The organism is Pseudoflavonifractor phocaeensis (assembly GCF_021531815.1).
Lineage (GTDB): Bacteria > Bacillota > Clostridia > Oscillospirales > Oscillospiraceae > Lawsonibacter > Lawsonibacter phocaeensis_A.
This window is the reverse complement of sequence record NZ_JADYUM010000003.1, coordinates 33,070-47,944: the sequence shown is the minus strand read 5'-3', so window position 1 is coordinate 47,944 and position 14,875 is coordinate 33,070. Positions and strand designations below refer to the sequence as shown.

At 62.1% G+C, this 14,875-nt stretch carries 14 protein-coding genes, 1 other RNA gene, 1 pseudogene and 1 CRISPR repeat array; of the genes and pseudogenes, 4 read left to right on the top strand and 12 right to left on the bottom strand.

The genetic code is table 11. From position 1 onward, the window contains the following. Nucleotides 1-44 precede the first annotated feature (44 nt). Together tyrS and I6E42_RS02500 are read right to left on the bottom strand one after the other, a co-directional pair. Nucleotides 45-1,268 (bottom strand): tyrosine--tRNA ligase, encoded by a 1,224-nt coding sequence (tyrS, locus tag I6E42_RS02505; RefSeq protein ID WP_235370260.1) that lies wholly within the window; start codon nt 1,266-1,268, stop codon nt 45-47. Nucleotides 1,269-1,313: 45 nt separating this feature from the next. Then, nucleotides 1,314-2,162 carry a DMT family transporter gene (locus tag I6E42_RS02500; protein ID WP_235370259.1) on the bottom strand — a complete coding sequence of 283 codons (849 nt, stop codon included), beginning with the start codon at nt 2,160-2,162 and terminating at the stop codon, nt 1,314-1,316. 504 nt (nt 2,163-2,666) lie between these two features. Here I6E42_RS02500 and I6E42_RS02495 point away from each other — a divergent pair. Continuing rightward, nucleotides 2,667-3,326, top strand: coding sequence for a trimeric intracellular cation channel family protein (locus tag I6E42_RS02495; RefSeq protein WP_235370258.1), 660 nt, complete (start codon nt 2,667-2,669; stop codon nt 3,324-3,326). A 32-nt stretch (nt 3,327-3,358) separates the two neighbouring features. Then, nucleotides 3,359-3,715, top strand: an RNA gene (gene rnpB / locus I6E42_RS02490) — RNase P RNA component class A. Between the two features lie 46 nt (nt 3,716-3,761). Here rnpB and I6E42_RS02485 read toward each other — a convergent pair. The 8 genes from I6E42_RS02485 to I6E42_RS02450 all read right to left on the bottom strand — a co-directional run bounded on the left by I6E42_RS02485 (nt 3,762) and on the right by I6E42_RS02450 (nt 11,901). Then, entirely contained in the window at nt 3,762-4,172 is a 411-nt protein-coding gene (locus I6E42_RS02485) for a DUF6291 domain-containing protein (protein ID WP_235370256.1), read from the bottom strand. 223 nt (nt 4,173-4,395) lie between these two features. Then, nucleotides 4,396-5,574 carry an alginate O-acetyltransferase AlgX-related protein gene (locus tag I6E42_RS02480; RefSeq protein WP_235370255.1) on the bottom strand — a complete coding sequence of 393 codons (1,179 nt, stop codon included), beginning with the start codon at nt 5,572-5,574 and terminating at the stop codon, nt 4,396-4,398. 12 nt (nt 5,575-5,586) lie between these two features. Beyond that, entirely contained in the window at nt 5,587-7,005 is a 1,419-nt protein-coding gene (locus tag I6E42_RS02475; protein WP_235370254.1) for an MBOAT family O-acyltransferase, read from the bottom strand. Nucleotides 7,006-7,238: 233 nt separating this feature from the next. Further along, complete coding sequence (locus tag I6E42_RS02470) at nt 7,239-7,967, bottom strand: YebC/PmpR family DNA-binding transcriptional regulator (protein ID WP_235370253.1); 729 nt, start codon at nt 7,965-7,967, stop codon at nt 7,239-7,241. Between the two features lie 122 nt (nt 7,968-8,089). Further along, complete coding sequence (locus I6E42_RS02465) at nt 8,090-8,461, bottom strand: thioesterase family protein (protein ID WP_235370252.1); 372 nt, start codon at nt 8,459-8,461, stop codon at nt 8,090-8,092. Between the two features lie 45 nt (nt 8,462-8,506). After that, on the bottom strand, nt 8,507-9,172 hold the full coding sequence (locus I6E42_RS02460) for a TIGR03936 family radical SAM-associated protein (protein WP_235370251.1): 666 nt from the start codon (nt 9,170-9,172) through the stop codon (nt 8,507-8,509). Beyond that, a complete protein-coding gene (locus I6E42_RS02455; protein WP_235370250.1) occupies nt 9,165-11,003 on the bottom strand; it encodes a TIGR03960 family B12-binding radical SAM protein in 1,839 nt (612 codons plus the stop codon). The genes I6E42_RS02460 and I6E42_RS02455 overlap by 8 nt, the downstream gene beginning before the upstream one ends. Nucleotides 11,004-11,184: 181 nt before the next feature. Continuing rightward, nucleotides 11,185-11,901, bottom strand: a complete 717-nt coding sequence (locus I6E42_RS02450) for an N-acetylmuramoyl-L-alanine amidase (protein ID WP_235370249.1) — start codon at nt 11,899-11,901, stop codon at nt 11,185-11,187. Nucleotides 11,902-12,035: 134 nt separating this feature from the next. On the opposite strand from I6E42_RS02450, the gene I6E42_RS02445 reads away from it, so the two are divergent. Together I6E42_RS02445 and I6E42_RS02440 are read left to right on the top strand one after the other, a co-directional pair. Next, nucleotides 12,036-12,500: a spore coat protein CotJB gene (locus I6E42_RS02445; RefSeq protein ID WP_235370248.1), complete on the top strand. Its 465-nt coding sequence runs from the start codon at nt 12,036-12,038 to the stop codon at nt 12,498-12,500. A 1-nt stretch (nt 12,501) separates the two neighbouring features. Beyond that, a pseudogene (locus I6E42_RS02440) lies at nt 12,502-12,912 on the top strand (manganese catalase family protein); the annotation flags it as partial. 138 nt (nt 12,913-13,050) lie between these two features. Beyond that, a CRISPR array of direct repeats spans nt 13,051-13,551; the repeat unit is 36 nt; unit sequence GTCGTAGTTCCCCTTTTTCTCTTGTAGTGGTATAAT. A 111-nt stretch (nt 13,552-13,662) separates the two neighbouring features. Here I6E42_RS02440 and cas2 read toward each other — a convergent pair. Together cas2 and cas1 are read right to left on the bottom strand one after the other, a co-directional pair. Further along, nucleotides 13,663-13,959 carry a CRISPR-associated endonuclease Cas2 gene (cas2, locus tag I6E42_RS02435; protein WP_328284071.1) on the bottom strand — a complete coding sequence of 99 codons (297 nt, stop codon included), beginning with the start codon at nt 13,957-13,959 and terminating at the stop codon, nt 13,663-13,665. 16 nt (nt 13,960-13,975) lie between these two features. Continuing rightward, complete coding sequence (gene cas1, locus I6E42_RS02430) at nt 13,976-14,875, bottom strand: type II CRISPR-associated endonuclease Cas1 (RefSeq protein WP_235370247.1); 900 nt, start codon at nt 14,873-14,875, stop codon at nt 13,976-13,978.

Here is a 14,875-nt window from a genome sequence, read left to right as displayed (position 1 = left end):
GAAATCTGGTCCGGGCAGCCAACAGACTGCCCGGACCGCTGCAATTACATCTGGGCGCGGTGGAAGACCTTCTTGCCCTTCTTGATCATCAGGCCGTCCCCGGCCAGGTCGGCGGCGGTGTAGCTGACGGTGGCGGCGGCCACCTTCTCGCCGTTGACCTCCACGCCGCCCTGCTCCACCAGGCGGCGGGCCTCCTTCTTGGAGGGGGCCAGCTTGCACTTGACCATCAGGTCCAGCACGCCGATGGCGCCGCCGGTCAGGTCGTCAGCGGTCAGAGTGGTGGCGGGCACGTTGCTCATGTCGCCGCCCCCCACAAACAGGGCCTTGGCGGCCTCCTGGGCCTTCTGGGCCTCCTCTTCACCATGGACCAGCTTGGTCAGCTCGAAGGCCAGGATCTCCTTGGCGGTGTTCAGCTGGCTGCCCTCCCACTTGTCCATCTCGTCGATCTGTTCCAGGGGCAGGAAGGTGAGCATCCGCAGGCACTTGAGCACGTCGGCGTCGCCCACGTTGCGCCAGTACTGGTAGAACTCGTAGGGGCTGGTCTTCTCGGGGTCCAGCCACACGGCGCCCTTCTGGGTCTTGCCCATCTTCTTGCCCTCGGAATTGAGCAGCAGGGTGATGGTCATGGCGTGGGCGTCCTTACCCAGCTTGCGGCGGATGAGCTCGGTGCCGCCCAGCATGTTGGACCACTGGTCGTCGCCGCCGAACTGCATGTTGCAGCCGTAGTGCTGGAACAGGTGGTAGAAGTCGTAGGACTGCATGATCATATAGTTGAACTCCAGGAAGCTGAGGCCCTTCTCCATGCGCTGCTTGTAGCACTCGGCCCGGAGCATGTTGTTGACGGAGAAGCAGGCGCCCACCTCCCGCAGCACGTCCACATAGTTCAGGTCCAGCAGCCAGTCGGCGTTGTTCACCATCCGGGCCTTGCCCTCCCCGAAGTCAATGAACCGGGACATCTGCTTTTTGAAGCAGTCGCAGTTATGCTGGATGGTCTCGGGGGTCATCATCTGGCGCATGTCGGTGCGGCCGGAGGGGTCGCCAATCATAGCGGTGCCGCCGCCGATGAGTGCGATGGGCTTGTTGCCAGCCTGCTGCAGCCGCTTCATCAGGCACAGGGCCATGAAGTGGCCCACGTGGAGGGAGTCGGCGGTGGGGTCAAAGCCGATGTAGAACACGGCCTTGCCCTCGTTGATCATTTTGGAGATCTCCTCCTCGTTGGTGACCTGGGCGATCAGGCCCCGGGCCTTCAGTTCCTCGTAGCAAGTCATTTCTGTTTTCTCCTTTTTTATCATATTCCCCATTATGTGATGTTTTTATTGGACGGAGGTCTGGCTCCGCCGTCCCTTGAGCACGTTGTAGCCCACCACGCCCACGATGACCACCCCGGCGCCTAGGAGGGCGAAGCCTCCCACCTGCTCCCCATAAAACAGGGCCACCAGGATGGGATTGAGCACCGGCTCAATGCCGGAGATCAGGCTGGCGGTGACGGGGGGCGTGGTCTTCAGGCCGATGCACAGGCAGACGTAGGCCGCCCCCACCTGGAAGATCCCCAGCACCACCAGGCTGATCAGGGCCACGGTAGTAAACTGGGTCTCCCGGAGGAGAAACGGCAGCCCCGCCAGGGCGGACAGCACGTCCCCCCAGAACACCGAGGAGATGGCGTCGCCCCCGGGGGTGTCGTTTATCAGGAACACCCCGGCGTAGGACACCCCGGACAGCAGGGCCAGCAGGTTGCCCAACCCGCCGCCCATGGACAGGCTGTCCAGGAAAAAGCACAGCACGCCCCCGAAGATGACGGCGCAGGCGGCCAGGTCCAGCTTCCCCGGTTTTTTCCGGAAGAACAGGGCCGAGAACAGCATGACGAAGATCGGGACGGTGAACTGGAGGACGATGGCGTTGGCGGCGGTGGTCAGCTTGTTGGCCACAGAGAACAGGGCGTTGGTGGCGAAGACGGACAGGGCGCCCAGAAATACCCAGCGGTTGCATTTCAGCCTCTGCCGGGAGAGGGCCATGTAGCCCCCGATGACCAGCAGGGCGATGGCGGTGCGCCCGCCGTTGATGGACATGCCGTTCCAGGGGATCACCTTGATGCACAGTCCACCGATACTGTATAAGACCGCGGCGGCCGCTACAAACAGCGTGCCGCGCCGGCTCTGGTCCATAATATCCCTCCCGTTTTCCTAAAGCGGACGGCAAAAAGCCCCCTGTCCGGCCATCCGGACAGAGGGCAAACATGCGGTACCACCTCTGGTTCGCCCCGCCCCTCGCGGAGGGGGCCTCATGGAGTGCGTGACTCCGGCGCGGTAACGGGCGCGGCCCGGCCTGTCCCCTACTGCGCCAAGCGGTTCGGGCGGCTGCTCCAAGGGGTATTCGCAGAGGTCCCTCTCCCCCGTTCCACCAAAACCGGGGGCTCTCTGGGCAGGGCGTGCGCTGCTACTGGTCCTTTTCCTCGCAGTGTGCCAACTTTATCACAGTTTTTTCCCTTTGTCAAGGACCTGCGCACATGGCATGGTCAGTGAAAAAATTTACTGCTTTCCCCGATGGAAAATCCTCCCCAGGGCCTGCGGTGGTTGAAAAAGCCTTTCCGGTATGCTAGACTTGGACCGGAGAACATACTACCGGTTCATCTGCTCCGCCTCCGGGCGGTTGTATACGGAGGAGCACCTATGGAATTTATGCTGCAATGCGCGGAGCTGGTGGGGACCATCGCCTTCGCCCTCTCCGGCGCCCTGCTGGCCATCGAGAAGCGGCTGGACATCTTCGGCATCCTGCTGCTGAGCATCGTCACCGCCCTGGGGGGCGGCACCATCCGGGACCTGCTGCTGGGCATCACGCCCCCCAAGATGTTTTACAGCTACCAGTACCTGGCCCTGGCGGCGGCAGCGGCGCTGATCACCTTCCTGGCCGCCCGGCGGTCCCGGGGCATTTTCGGGCGGTTCCAGAGCCTGATGGACGCTCTGTTCGTGTTCAGCGACGCCCTGGGCCTGGGCATCTTCGCTGTCATCGGCACCGAGGCGGGGCTGGCCGCGGGCTATGGAGACAACCCCTTCCTGTGCATCTTTCTGGGCATGACCACCGGCGTGGGGGGCGGCATCCTCCGGGACATCATGTGCGGCGACATCCCCTTCGTCCTGCGCAAGCACATCTACGCCGTGGCCGCCATCGCCGGGGGGCTGGTCTTCTACGTTCTCATCCGGACGGGGCTGGACGGCACCCTGGCCGCCCTGGCGGGGGTGGTGGTCACCGTGGCCCTGCGGCTGCTGGCCTGGCACTACCGCTGGAACCTGCCCCGGGTCCAGGTCCCGGAGGAGGAGAAAACCATTTGACAACCCGCCCGTTTTCCGGTATGATAGTCGGGCAAGCAAGCTGGACAGCCGCGCGGACGGGGCGAAAGGCCCGCCTGTGAGGAAAGTCCGGGCTCCGAAGGGCAAGGATAACGGGTAACACCCGCCGGGGGCGACCCTAGGAAAAGTGCAACAGAGAGATACCGCTGTTCCGGTTTTGCCGGGACAGCAAGGGTGGAAAGGCGAGGTAAGAGCTCACCCGTCACATGGGAACATCGTGACGCTGTAAACTCTATCCGGAGCAACGCCGTGGAGGGACATATGGCCGGCCCGGCCGTCCCGGGGAGGCGGCTTGAGCGTACCGGCAACGGTGCGTCGAGATAGATGGCTGTCTTAAAAGACAGAACCCGGCTTACAGGCTTACTTGCACCAAAGGTATACGGTGAAGACAGGGTCCGCCCCGTCTTCGCCGTTTTTTCATCCCTCCTCCCCTTCCGCCAGCTTCATCCGCTCCACCAGCCGCCGCATCCGCTCCATGTCCTCCCGGGCCTTTTCCTCGTCCTCCTCTGAGGGGGGCCGGGGCGCCTGCCGGGACCGGGTATGGCCCGCCTCCTCCTTCCAGGCCTGACGGTTCCGCCGCTGGTTCAGCCACCGCTTGGTGTCCCGGAGAATGGTCCCGCCCAGGAAGGCACAGGCCACCCGGGTCTCCCGGTCCATCCGGGGAAAGCCCTCCAGGACCTGCTCCATGGTCAGGGTCTCGTCCCGCCACACCCCGTCGGCGTAGACGCACAGGGCGGACAGCAGCCATCCCCGCTGCTCCGGGGGCAGGGCCTGGATCATGGGGTAGTTGTCAAAGTAGAATAAAAAACTTTTCTTTTCGTTTTCCAAAAAGAATCCCTCCTTACACCCATAGGGGAAAAGGAGGGATTTGGTGTATCTTTTGGTACAAAAAGAGGGTACGTAATAGTAATAGTGAGAGTAACTGAAACAGTCACAGTGACAGAAAGAGAAAATGTAATGGTTATCTGTCAGAGTAAGAGTGGGCTCGGCGGGGCCCGGAGCGGGGAGAGAAAAATTTTGCGGCGGGAGAAACGCCGGGGCGGAAGGCCGCTCAGCCCCCGCCGTTGGCCCCCAGGTCCAGCAGGGACTCATAATCCCGGATACAGACCACCACCTGGGGGCGTGTCCCGGCGATATAGTCCTCCAGGGACATGTCTTTGTAATGCCGCAGATCCAGGGAGTACATCTTGTCGAAGCTCAGGTACATGACGCACTCCAGGGCGTTGGTGAAGCTGTCCCCGTAGACCAGGACGGAGGGCAGCTCCTCCCTGCCGGTATCGATGAGGGTCTCGGCCAGGTCCCCTCCCATGTACAGGTTATAGGTCACGTCCTCCCACGGGTGCTCCGGCAGGGCGTAGAGGCTGGAGTAGGTCTCCTTGCCGTAGTTGTACCGGGTGAAGGGCACCGCCTCCACCGGGTCCAGGCGGTACAGGGCGTCCTCACGCCACTCCTGGGCCAGCAGTTTCCGGGTCCGGGAGCCCAGATAGCGGTTGGGGACCTGGGAGATGGTCACGTCCTCCTCCCCCAGGACGGGCACCTCCAGCTCCGCTTGGGCGTTGATCCGCTCCAGAATGGTCCGGTAGGTCAGGTAGGCCCCCTGGATGCTGTAGTGGTTGTCCACCGCCGAGGTGAGGCGGTCCGGGTCGGGCTGGGTGCGGAACACCGGCCCCATGTCCAGGAAATTCACCCCCCGCTCCGCCGCCGCCCGGGACAGCTCCTGGACCGACCAGGCGCTCAGGTCCGCCCGGTTGTTCAGGTACCAGGGGTAGTCCTCCTCCCGGCAGGCGTATTGGCAGGGCACCCCCACATAGCAGTAGTACCCCCCATAGCCCTCCACAGCCGCCTGGATCTCCGCCAGCCGGTCCGCCATGGCGCCGGCCTGCCGGGACACCGCTCCCCGGTCCACCGGACGTTCGGGGAGATAGGGCAGCAGGGCCTCCTCCGTCACCACCACGTCGTTGACCACCGGACGGCCCAGGGCCAGGTCCAGCTGGGTCTTGAGCCGCAGCAGGGTGTTCCGCCCCGCCGCGTGGTCGGAGAGATACCGCTCCCAGCCGCTGAAATAGCTGCCGTCCCCGTCGGCCTGGGCGGAGTAAACTGGCTTTGGGGCCAGGGTCCGGTTTTCAAAAAAGGAGTAGGTCTCCTCCTCCCGGAGCAGGGTGGCGGCCAGGGCCAGCCCCAGAAAGAGCAGAAAGGCGGCTGTCACCAACCGCTGGGCATTTCGACTCATCTCCGTCCCTCCTCAGAATTGAAAGTAGATGAAGGGGTTGAAGCTCCCCGAGACCAGCTTGACGTAGGACAGGGCCAGCAGGCCTAGGGCCAGGAACACAGGCCCCCAGGACCGCACCAGCGCGGCCCCTCTCCCCTGTCTGGCCTCCAGCCGCCGGGCGGCCCAGTGCTTCCAGGGAAAGACGGCCAGCACCCCCAGCACCCACTCCGGCCAGAACTCCAGCAGGTAATAGACCCCCTGCCGGACCGGAAGTCCCCAGCCGCCCCCGCACATGGCCTTCAAATAACCCACGGCACACCCCAGGTCCGGGGCGCGGAACAGGACCCAGCTGACTATGACAGCCAGCATGGTGTAAAGGTGTTTTACCATACAGGGAAGCTTGTCCAGGGCGCCGCCCCACACATACCGCTCCCCGGTCAGCAGCACATAGAACCAGAGCCCCCACAGCACAAAGGTCCAGTTGGCCCCGTGCCATAGGCCGGTCAGCAGCCACACCGCCAGCAGGTTCAGCAGATTGCGCCCCCGGGAACAGCGGCTGCCGCCCAGGGGGATGTACACATAGTCCCGGAACCAGGTGGACAGGGAGATGTGCCACCGCCGCCAGAACTCCTTCACCGAGGCGGCGATGTAGGGGTAGTCGAAGTTCTCCAGAAAGTGGAAGCCGAACATCCGCCCCAGGCCGATGGCCATGTCGGAGTAGGCGGAGAAATCAAAGTAGATTTGGAGGGTATAGGCCGCGGCCCCCACCCAGGCGGTCAGGGTGGCCAGGGAGGCCGCGGGTTGGCCGAAGATGCCGTCCGCCACCTCCCCCATGGCGTTGGCCAACAGCATTTTTTTGCCCAAGCCGAAGCAGAACCGGACCACCCCTTGGGAAAACTCCTCCAGGGACTCCCTCCGGCGGGAGATCTCCTCCTCCACCGTGGTGTACCGGACGATGGGACCCGCCACCAGTTGGGGAAAAAGCGCCACATAGAGAGCTACGTAAAGGGGATTTCGTTGACAGTCTGCATCCCCCCGGTACACGTCGATGACATAGCTCAGCCCCTGGAAGGTGAAGAAGGAAATGCCGATGGGCAGCACGATTTGGGGCACGGAGACGGGCAGGCCCAGAGCCTTCAAGTTGGAGGCCAGGAACCCGGCGTACTTGAACCAGCCCAGCAGGCCCAATCCCCCGGCCACCGCCCCCCACAGCCCCAGGCGGCGGACCCACAGGGGGCGTCCGGGCGCGGCCAGCAGGCCCCCCAGGTAGTTGATCCCGATGGACACCAGCAGCAGAGGCAGGTAGTCGGCCCCGCCGCAGCGGTAAAAGAACAGGCTGAACAGCAGCAGCACGCAGTTCCTGACGCCCCGGTAGCGGGCCGGGACCAGAAAATAGCACAGGAGCAGGGCGGGCAGGAAAAAGAGCAGAAAGGTCAGACTGCTGAATACCATGCGGTATTCCCTCCAAATCGTTTTTCTTTCTCAAAGGGCCGGAGCAAACAGCTGGGAAGACATTCCGTGGGGGCGGTCCGCATCCATCCCGCGGAGGCCGGAAACGGGAAAGGGCCGCGGCTCCACGGCGGAGGGAGACCGGCTCCTATCCGTTCTTTTCCCGGCATTGCTCCGGCAGAACCGTCACCTATGACAAAAGCGGCGCCGGGCGGCGCCGCTTTTCATGACTGGTCTCAGTCCTGATCCCAGTTGTGGTAGACGTTCTGCACGTCGTCGTTGTCCTCCAGCATCTCAATGAGCTTTTCCATGTTCTTGATGTCTTCCTCATTGGTCAGGGTGACATAATTCTGGGGCACCATGCGGACCTCCGCCTCCAGGAAGGTGTAGCCCTTGGCCTCCAGGCCGGCCACCACGTCGTTGAAGGCGTCGGGATCGGTGGTGATCTCGAACACGTCCTCGTCGGCCTGCATGTCGTCGGCACCGGCCTCCAGGGCGTCCATCATGACGGTGTCCTCGTCCAGGTCCTCGGCATCCATGACGATGACGCCCTTCTTGTCGAAGGACCAGGACACGCAGCCGGTGGCGCCCAGGCCCTTGCCGTACTTGTCCAGCAGGTGGCGGACCTCGGGGGCGGTGCGGTTGCGGTTATCGGTGAGGGCGTCCACGATGACGGCCACGCCGTTGGGGCCGTAGCCCTCGTACACCACGGACTCGAAGCTGTCGGTGTTTCCGGCGCCCAGAGCCTTGTCGATGGTGCGCTTGATGTTGTCGTTGGGCATGTTGGCGGCCTTGGCCTTGGCGATGACGGCGGCCAGGCGGGAGTTGTTGGCGGGGTCGCCGCTGCCGCCGGTCTTGACGGCCACGATCATCTCGCGGGCGATCTTGGTGAAGATCTGGGAGCGCTTGGCGTCAGCCGCGCCCTTGGTCTTTTGTATGTTGTGCCACTTGGAATGTCCGGACATGAAGTATCGTTCCCTTCTGTGTAATCAGTTCAAAAGCGCAAATATTATACCACCGAATTTCTCCATTGACAAGCCTGTCATGGAGAAATTATGGTCATTTTCCCCGCTTTGTGGGAGGAAAATCAGCCGTTTTCCTTGCTGCGGTCCTTGTTGGGCACCATGATGCGCAGGTGGGAGCCCTCGCCGCACTTGCCCTTCTCGTCGTTCACCTCGATGTCGAACCACATCTTCCGCCGCTCGATGGACCGGAGGGTGGCAGTGGCGGACACCTTCATGCCCACGGGGGTGGGAGCCAGGTGGCGGACGTGGGCCTCGGCGCCCACGGTGGTCATCCCCTCGTCCAGATAGGCCTTGGCCAGCTCCAGGGCGGCGGCCTCCATCAGAGCCAGCATGTTGGGGGTGGACAGGATCTTGGCGCCGGCGGTGCCGATGCGCTTGGCGGTCATATCGTCGGTGACCTCCCAGGTCAGGGTGTATTGGGTGGGCTTATCCATAATTGGTGTCCTCCTTTTTATCTTTGTTTCCATTTGTGGCGCGGGTTACCGGAAGGGCTTCCCCTCCCCGTCCAGCACCTCCCGGCGGTGGAAGGTGACGAAATCGGGGGCGAACTGGGGGTAGGCTTCGCAGAAGGCGGCCCGGATCAGCTCCGGGTTCAGCCCGGGATTCTGGGCAAACAGCACCGCGTCCAGGGTCATGGTGTCGCTCTGGCACTCCAGGTTCCAGCTCCGGATCAGGGAGATCAGGTCCACCTCGGTGTACCCCTTCTTGGACTTGTTGGACTTCTTCTGGACCACCAGGCTGTCCCGGCCCAGCAGCTCCCGCATGGCGGGCTCCGCCGCCTGAGGACGGCCCTCGGGGTACTCGAAGTTCATGATGTAGTTGAGGTAGGCCAGCTCCTTCAGCTTCCGCTGGGCCGGGTAGCACTGGTGGACCACGATGCCCTCGGGCATGGCGGCAGTGAGGCGCTCCGGCACCTCCTCATAGCCGGTCCCCTCCAGCAGGGTGAACTCCAGGATCTCGCACTGGCTGGAGTAGCCCACTGACAGGGGCAGGGCGATGGAGACGAAGGGGTGGGGATTGAAGCCCTCGGTGTGCTTGATGGGGATTTTGGCCCGGGCGAAGGCACGCTGGAAGGTACGCATCAGGTCCAGGTGGGAGATGTACTTGGCCCTGCCTGTTTTGGAAAAGAGCAGCCGGTCAGCCACAGCGGCCACCTCCTGTCAGCAGCTTGTTTGCCCCGCAGCCGGAGCAGCGGGTCCGGCAGTCCGGGGTGGTCTGGGACTGGTAACACAGCTCCCGCTCATGCCAGAGAAATTCCCGGCTCACCCCCACGCTGGGGACGGACCAGGGGAAGACCTCGTCCTTCTCCCGGACCCGGTGGGCGTAGAAGTCGCCGCTGAGGCCGCAGGCGGCCAGGGCGTCCATCCAGCGCTGGTAGTCGAAATACTCGCTCCAAGAGTCCATTTTGGCCCCGTGGGCCCAGGCCCACTCCAGCACGTCGGCCAGACGGCGGTCCCCCCGGGAGAAGATGGCTTCCAGATAGCTGGTCTGGGGATCGTGCCAGTTGTAGGTGATGGACTTGTCCCGCTTGAAGGCGTCCCGCAGCAGGTCCACCCGCCGCTGGTACTCCTCCACGGGGATCTGGGCCTCCCACTGGAAGGCGGTGTGGGGCTTGGGGACGAACCAGGAAGTGGACACGGTGATCCGGACGCCCCGGGCCTTGTTGGGGGTGCACTCCCGCCAGGCGAAGTACACCTTCCGGGCCAGGTCCGCGATGCCCAGCACGTCCTCGTCGGTCTCGGTGGGCAGGCCCAGCATGAAGTACAGCTTCACGCCGCTCCAGCCCCCGGAGAAGGCGGTGCGGACCGACTGGAGCAGGTCCTCCTCCCGCAGGTTCTTGTTGATGGCGTCCCGGAGGCGCTGGGTCCCCGCCTCAGGGGCGAAGGTCAGGCCCCCCTTGCGCACCCGCTGGAGCCGCTCCATCAGGCTCATGGAGAAGGTGTCCGCCCGGAGGGAGGGCAGGGACAGGCCGATGTCCCGGGCAGCGCAGTAGTCCAGCAGGTCGTCACACAGCTCCATGAGGCAGGGGTAGTCGGTGGAGGACAGGCTGGACAGGGTCATCTCCTGATAGCCCGAGTCCTCGCAGGCCGCCTTGCCGTACTGGGCCAGAAGCTTGGGGTCCCGGTTCCGGACGGGCCGGTAGGCGTACCCCGCCTGACAGAACCGGCAGCCCCGGATGCAGCCCCGGAACAGCTCCAGCATCACCCGGTCGTGGACGATCTCGGTGGAGGGGATGATGGTCTTGACGGGGAAATAGGACTTGTCCATGTCCTGAACGATCCGCTTGGTCACGGTGGCGGGGGCGCCGTCCTTGGGGGTGATGGCGGCCACGGTGCCGTCCTCGTGGTAGGTCACGTCGTAGAGGGAGGGCACGTAGATCCCCGGGATCTTGGCCACCTCCCGCAGGTATTCCTCCTTGGACCAGCCCTCCTCCTTGGCCTGGCGGTAGAGATCGATGTACTCCAGGGTGACCTCCTCCCCCTCGCCCAGGGAGAAAAAGTCGATGAAGGGGGCCAGGGGCTCCGGGTTGTAGCAGCAGGTCCCCCCCGCCACCACCAGGGGGGTCAGGTCGGGCCGGTCGGCGGAGCGCAGGGGCACCTCCGCCAGGTCCAGCATGTTCAGCACGTTGGAGTAGGCCATCTCATAGCCCAGGGAGAAGCCGATAAAGTCGAAGTCGGCGATGGGGTCGCCGCTCTCCAGCCCATAGAGGAGCAGGCCCTCCCGGCGCATCTCCTCCTCCATGTCCCCCCAGGGGGCGAAACAGCGCTCGCACCAGATGTGGTCCTGTTCGTTCATCAGGCCGTACAGGATGCGGCAGCCCAGGTTGGACATGCCGATCTCGTAGGTGTCGGGGAAGCACAGGGCAAAGCGCACGTCCACAGACTGCTTGTCCTTGACCACGGCGTTATATTCTCCGCCGGTGTAGCGGGCGGGTTTTTGTACCTTTGGCAGGATGTGTTCCAGTGTCCGGTTCATGTTGATCCTCCCGGTCATTTGTAATAAGGCGTATTGTTTATTGTACCTTCTTTCAGCCAGAAACACAAGCCCTGATTTTGCCCCACCCAGTTTTTTCCCGCCGCCCCGGGCCGGGGGAACACAGCTTTCGGTGTCCCCCGGCGCGCCGCGTTCCCAGCCCTCCGGCAGGGCGGCTTCCCCCTCACGCCTGGTCCGCCCCGGCGGAGGCGGTGAGCCAGGCGGCGGACAGGACCGCCGCCAGCTTCCGCTGGTACCCGTCATCCCGCAGCATAGCCTCCTCCTCCCCGTTGGTGAGAAAGCCGCACTCCACCAGCACCGCCGGACAGGAGACGTGATTCATGAGGTAGACGGTGTCCGGGATCTGCTTGCACTCCCGGCTGTTGTCCGGCTGGAGGACGGCCCGGATGGCGTTCTGGATGTGCCGGGCCAGCTCATGGGAGCCGTCTGTGGGGGCGTAAAACACCTGGGCCCCGTGGTAGCGGCCATTGGGGTAGGAGTTCTGGTGGATGCTCAGCAAAACGGCGTTCTCCGTCCCCTCAATGGCCGCCACCCGGTTTTTCAGGTCGGACACCTTTTTCTGCCGCAGGGTGTCCGCGCCGGGATCGTGGAGGGAGACGTCCTCCCGGCGCAGCAGGGTGTGGGGCGCTCCGTACAGCCCCAGGATATCGTCCATCTTCAGGACCACCGCCAGGTTGATCTGGCTCTCCGGCACCCCCGTCACCGAGACCGCGCCTCCGTCCTCTCCCCCGTGTCCCGCGTCCAGCACCAGCATCTGTGCCGCACCGGGGCCGGAGGATGCTGCCGCCGGCAGGCTCCGGCCCCAGAAGTACCCCAGGGCCGCGGTCAGCCCCACCGCCGCCAGCGCCAGAACCGCCGCGGACCTGTACAATCCTTTCAATCCACACCACCTCACCCCTATCTTATGGCGGCGGCGGCGGGCGGTATGCCTGGAACGGGCAAAGGGCGGCGTACGGCATAGAATGACCTGAGGGGGCGCTGCCCCCACAATCTGACCAGAGGAGGGAATTTCCCTTGAATATCGAAAACGGCGGCTCCTGCCAGCGGCCCGGCTGCCCCGACCACAGCGGCACCCTGCCGCCCTGCGCCGGCCTGGCAGTTCCCTACGTCCCCTTTCAGCAGGACGATCCCCAAAAGTACGACCAGGCCGAGGCCCTGAGCAATGGCACCCTGTTCCCCGGCCTGAACCTGCCCTTCCATCTGAAGGTGGAGGGCAGCGACCTGCCTTCCACCCCCCTGGTGGAGCTCCAGGCCCTGGAATTTGTGGTGCTGGAGCTGGGCATCTATCTGGACACCCATCCCGACGACGCCGAGGCCTTCGCCCTGTTCAAGCAGTACGCGGCCATGGAGAAGGCCGCCCGGGCAGCTTACGAGTCCCGGTTCGGCCCCCTGATGAAGTCCTCCGCCGCCTCCGGCGACCGATACCGCTGGCTCCAGGACCCCTGGCCCTGGAACTATCAGCAGAATGAGGTGAAATGAGATGTTTATTTATGAAAAAAAGCTCCAGTTCCCGGTGAAGATCGCCAACCCCAACCCCAAGCTGGCCGCCTATATCATCAGCCAGTACGGCGGACCCGACGGCGAGCTGGGCGCCTCCATGCGCTACCTGTCCCAGCGCTATGCCATGCCCTACCCCGAGGCCAAGGGGGTGCTGACCGACATCGGCACCGAGGAACTGGGCCACATGGAGATGGTCGCCGCCATCGTCCACCAGCTGACCCGGAACCTGACCGACGAGGAGGTCCGGGCCAACCCCGGCTTCGCCGCCTACTTTGTGGACCACACCACCGGCGTCTACCCCACCGCCGCCTCCGGCTTCCCCTGGACTGCCGCCTCCATCCAGTCCACCGGCGACGTGATCGCCGACCTGACCGAGGACCTGGCCGCGGATGCTGCAATGGTGTAAGAACAACATTGATTATTGCCTGGCTGGTTTCCGCGCAGACCGCTATCAAGGAGTCCAAGTAAGACTTCCCCATTTTCTCTTGTAGTGGTAAATACTGTGGCATATGACTACTGCCCCAACTGCGTCGTAGTTCCCCATTTTCTCTTGTAGTGGTATAATCCTCAACGCCGAGAATGTGGCCGACCGGGTGGTCGTAGTTCCCCTTTTTCTCTTGTAGTGGTATAATAACCCGGCCTCCGCCGTCCAGATCACAGAGGTCGTAGTTCCCCTTTTTCTCTTGTAGTGGTATAATTGCGGTTACCGGCACCACCATTCTGGAGAGCGTCGTAGTTCCCCTTTTTCTCTTGTAGTGGTATAATTCCAGGTAGGTACAGGCGGCAAACACCGCAGTCGTAGTTCCCCTTTTTCTCTTGTAGTGGTATAATAAGTTCGGGAAGCTCATAGACTATCAGTTATGTCGTAGTTCCCCTTTTTCTCTTGTAGTGGTATAATGCTGGAGGTTGCCGAGCCTCTGAACTGCGCGTCGTAGTTCCCCTTTTTCTCTTGTAGTGGTATAATAAAGCAGATTTACAACTCATGATGATTCTCGTCGTAGTTCCCCTTTTTCTCTTGTAGTGGTATAATAGGCGAAAATGGGAAACAAAAAATTGCCACTCTTTCCTTGCGATTTGTCCGGAAATCCCAAGAAAACAGGAAAAAGCAGAACGATTTCGCAAGGAAAACGTTCTGCTTTTTTCAAAAAATCATGAGCTGCTCAAATTGCTGCGGCTTGTCATATGGCGTCGGCTTACCAACCAGCAATTCGATTGCGTTGTATTGCTTCTCTGTGATCACCAGCATCCGCACAGATCCCGTGGGCGGCAAAGCCAGCTGGATTCGTCTTCTGTGGGCTTCCACAGAATCACGCCCGTTACACACCCGTGCATAAACAGAATACTGCACCATGTGGTACCCGTCCTCTACAAGGAACTTACGAAATTGCGCGGCGCTTCGGCGCTGTGCTTTTGTTTTGACTGGCAGATCAAACATCACCAGTATTCTCATAAGCCTATTCATATCGGTGCAGCTCCAACGGAATCAGGTGCGGCAATTCCAGTTTTGCATCTTCATCCACGATGGAGTTTGCTAATGCCACCGAGGCGCGACCGATGGCGGTCATAATCCTGTACCGCTTTCCCGCCTGCTGAACCATGTGATTTGTCAGATTGAACAGGCCCGCTTTTTGCTCCGCTGTCAGCACATCATCGTCCTCACAGAAATTAGTTGCCACATAGAGATCAACGACCGGGCGGAATGGTTCTATCAAGTCATCCGCAAGATTAAACTGATTCAATTCATTGCGATGATGGATGCCAATACAAGGTTCCAGCCCATGGATTACCAGATTCCGTGCGATTCCACCCCGCAGAATGGCATAACCATAATTCAGTGCAGCATTGCGGGGATCGTCAGAGCCTCTGGAAAAGCCCCGGCCAAACAATGCCGGGAAATAAATCGCAGCAGCCGCAGCCTCACGATTATCATGGTCATTGGAAAGGACACTGTGCGCCATCTGATATAATTTTTCACATTCTTCGTGGTGCATGAGTTCCAGACACTTTGCCTGGTTTTGCAGCTTCCGGATCACGATCTGCTGCCAGAGTTGTTTTTGTAGAGGTTTTCCAATTTCGCACTGCGCCATCAACAGCTTTCTCTGGCGGCAATACTGGTTGATGGGTAATATCTGGCAGCTCGGCAGATGCCTGTCATCGCAAAGGAAAACTGTGATACCGTGCCCCGCCAAAGATGCAACAGCGTACGACGTCAGTGTTACCTGACGGGATTCGATGAGAATAGCGGAGATATCTTCCAGCGGGACCATGTACTTCTCCGCCTGTTCAATGACCAACTGTTCGCGCTGTACACTGACTCGTGCGGGATTTGCCAAAAAGATATTCCGATATTCCAT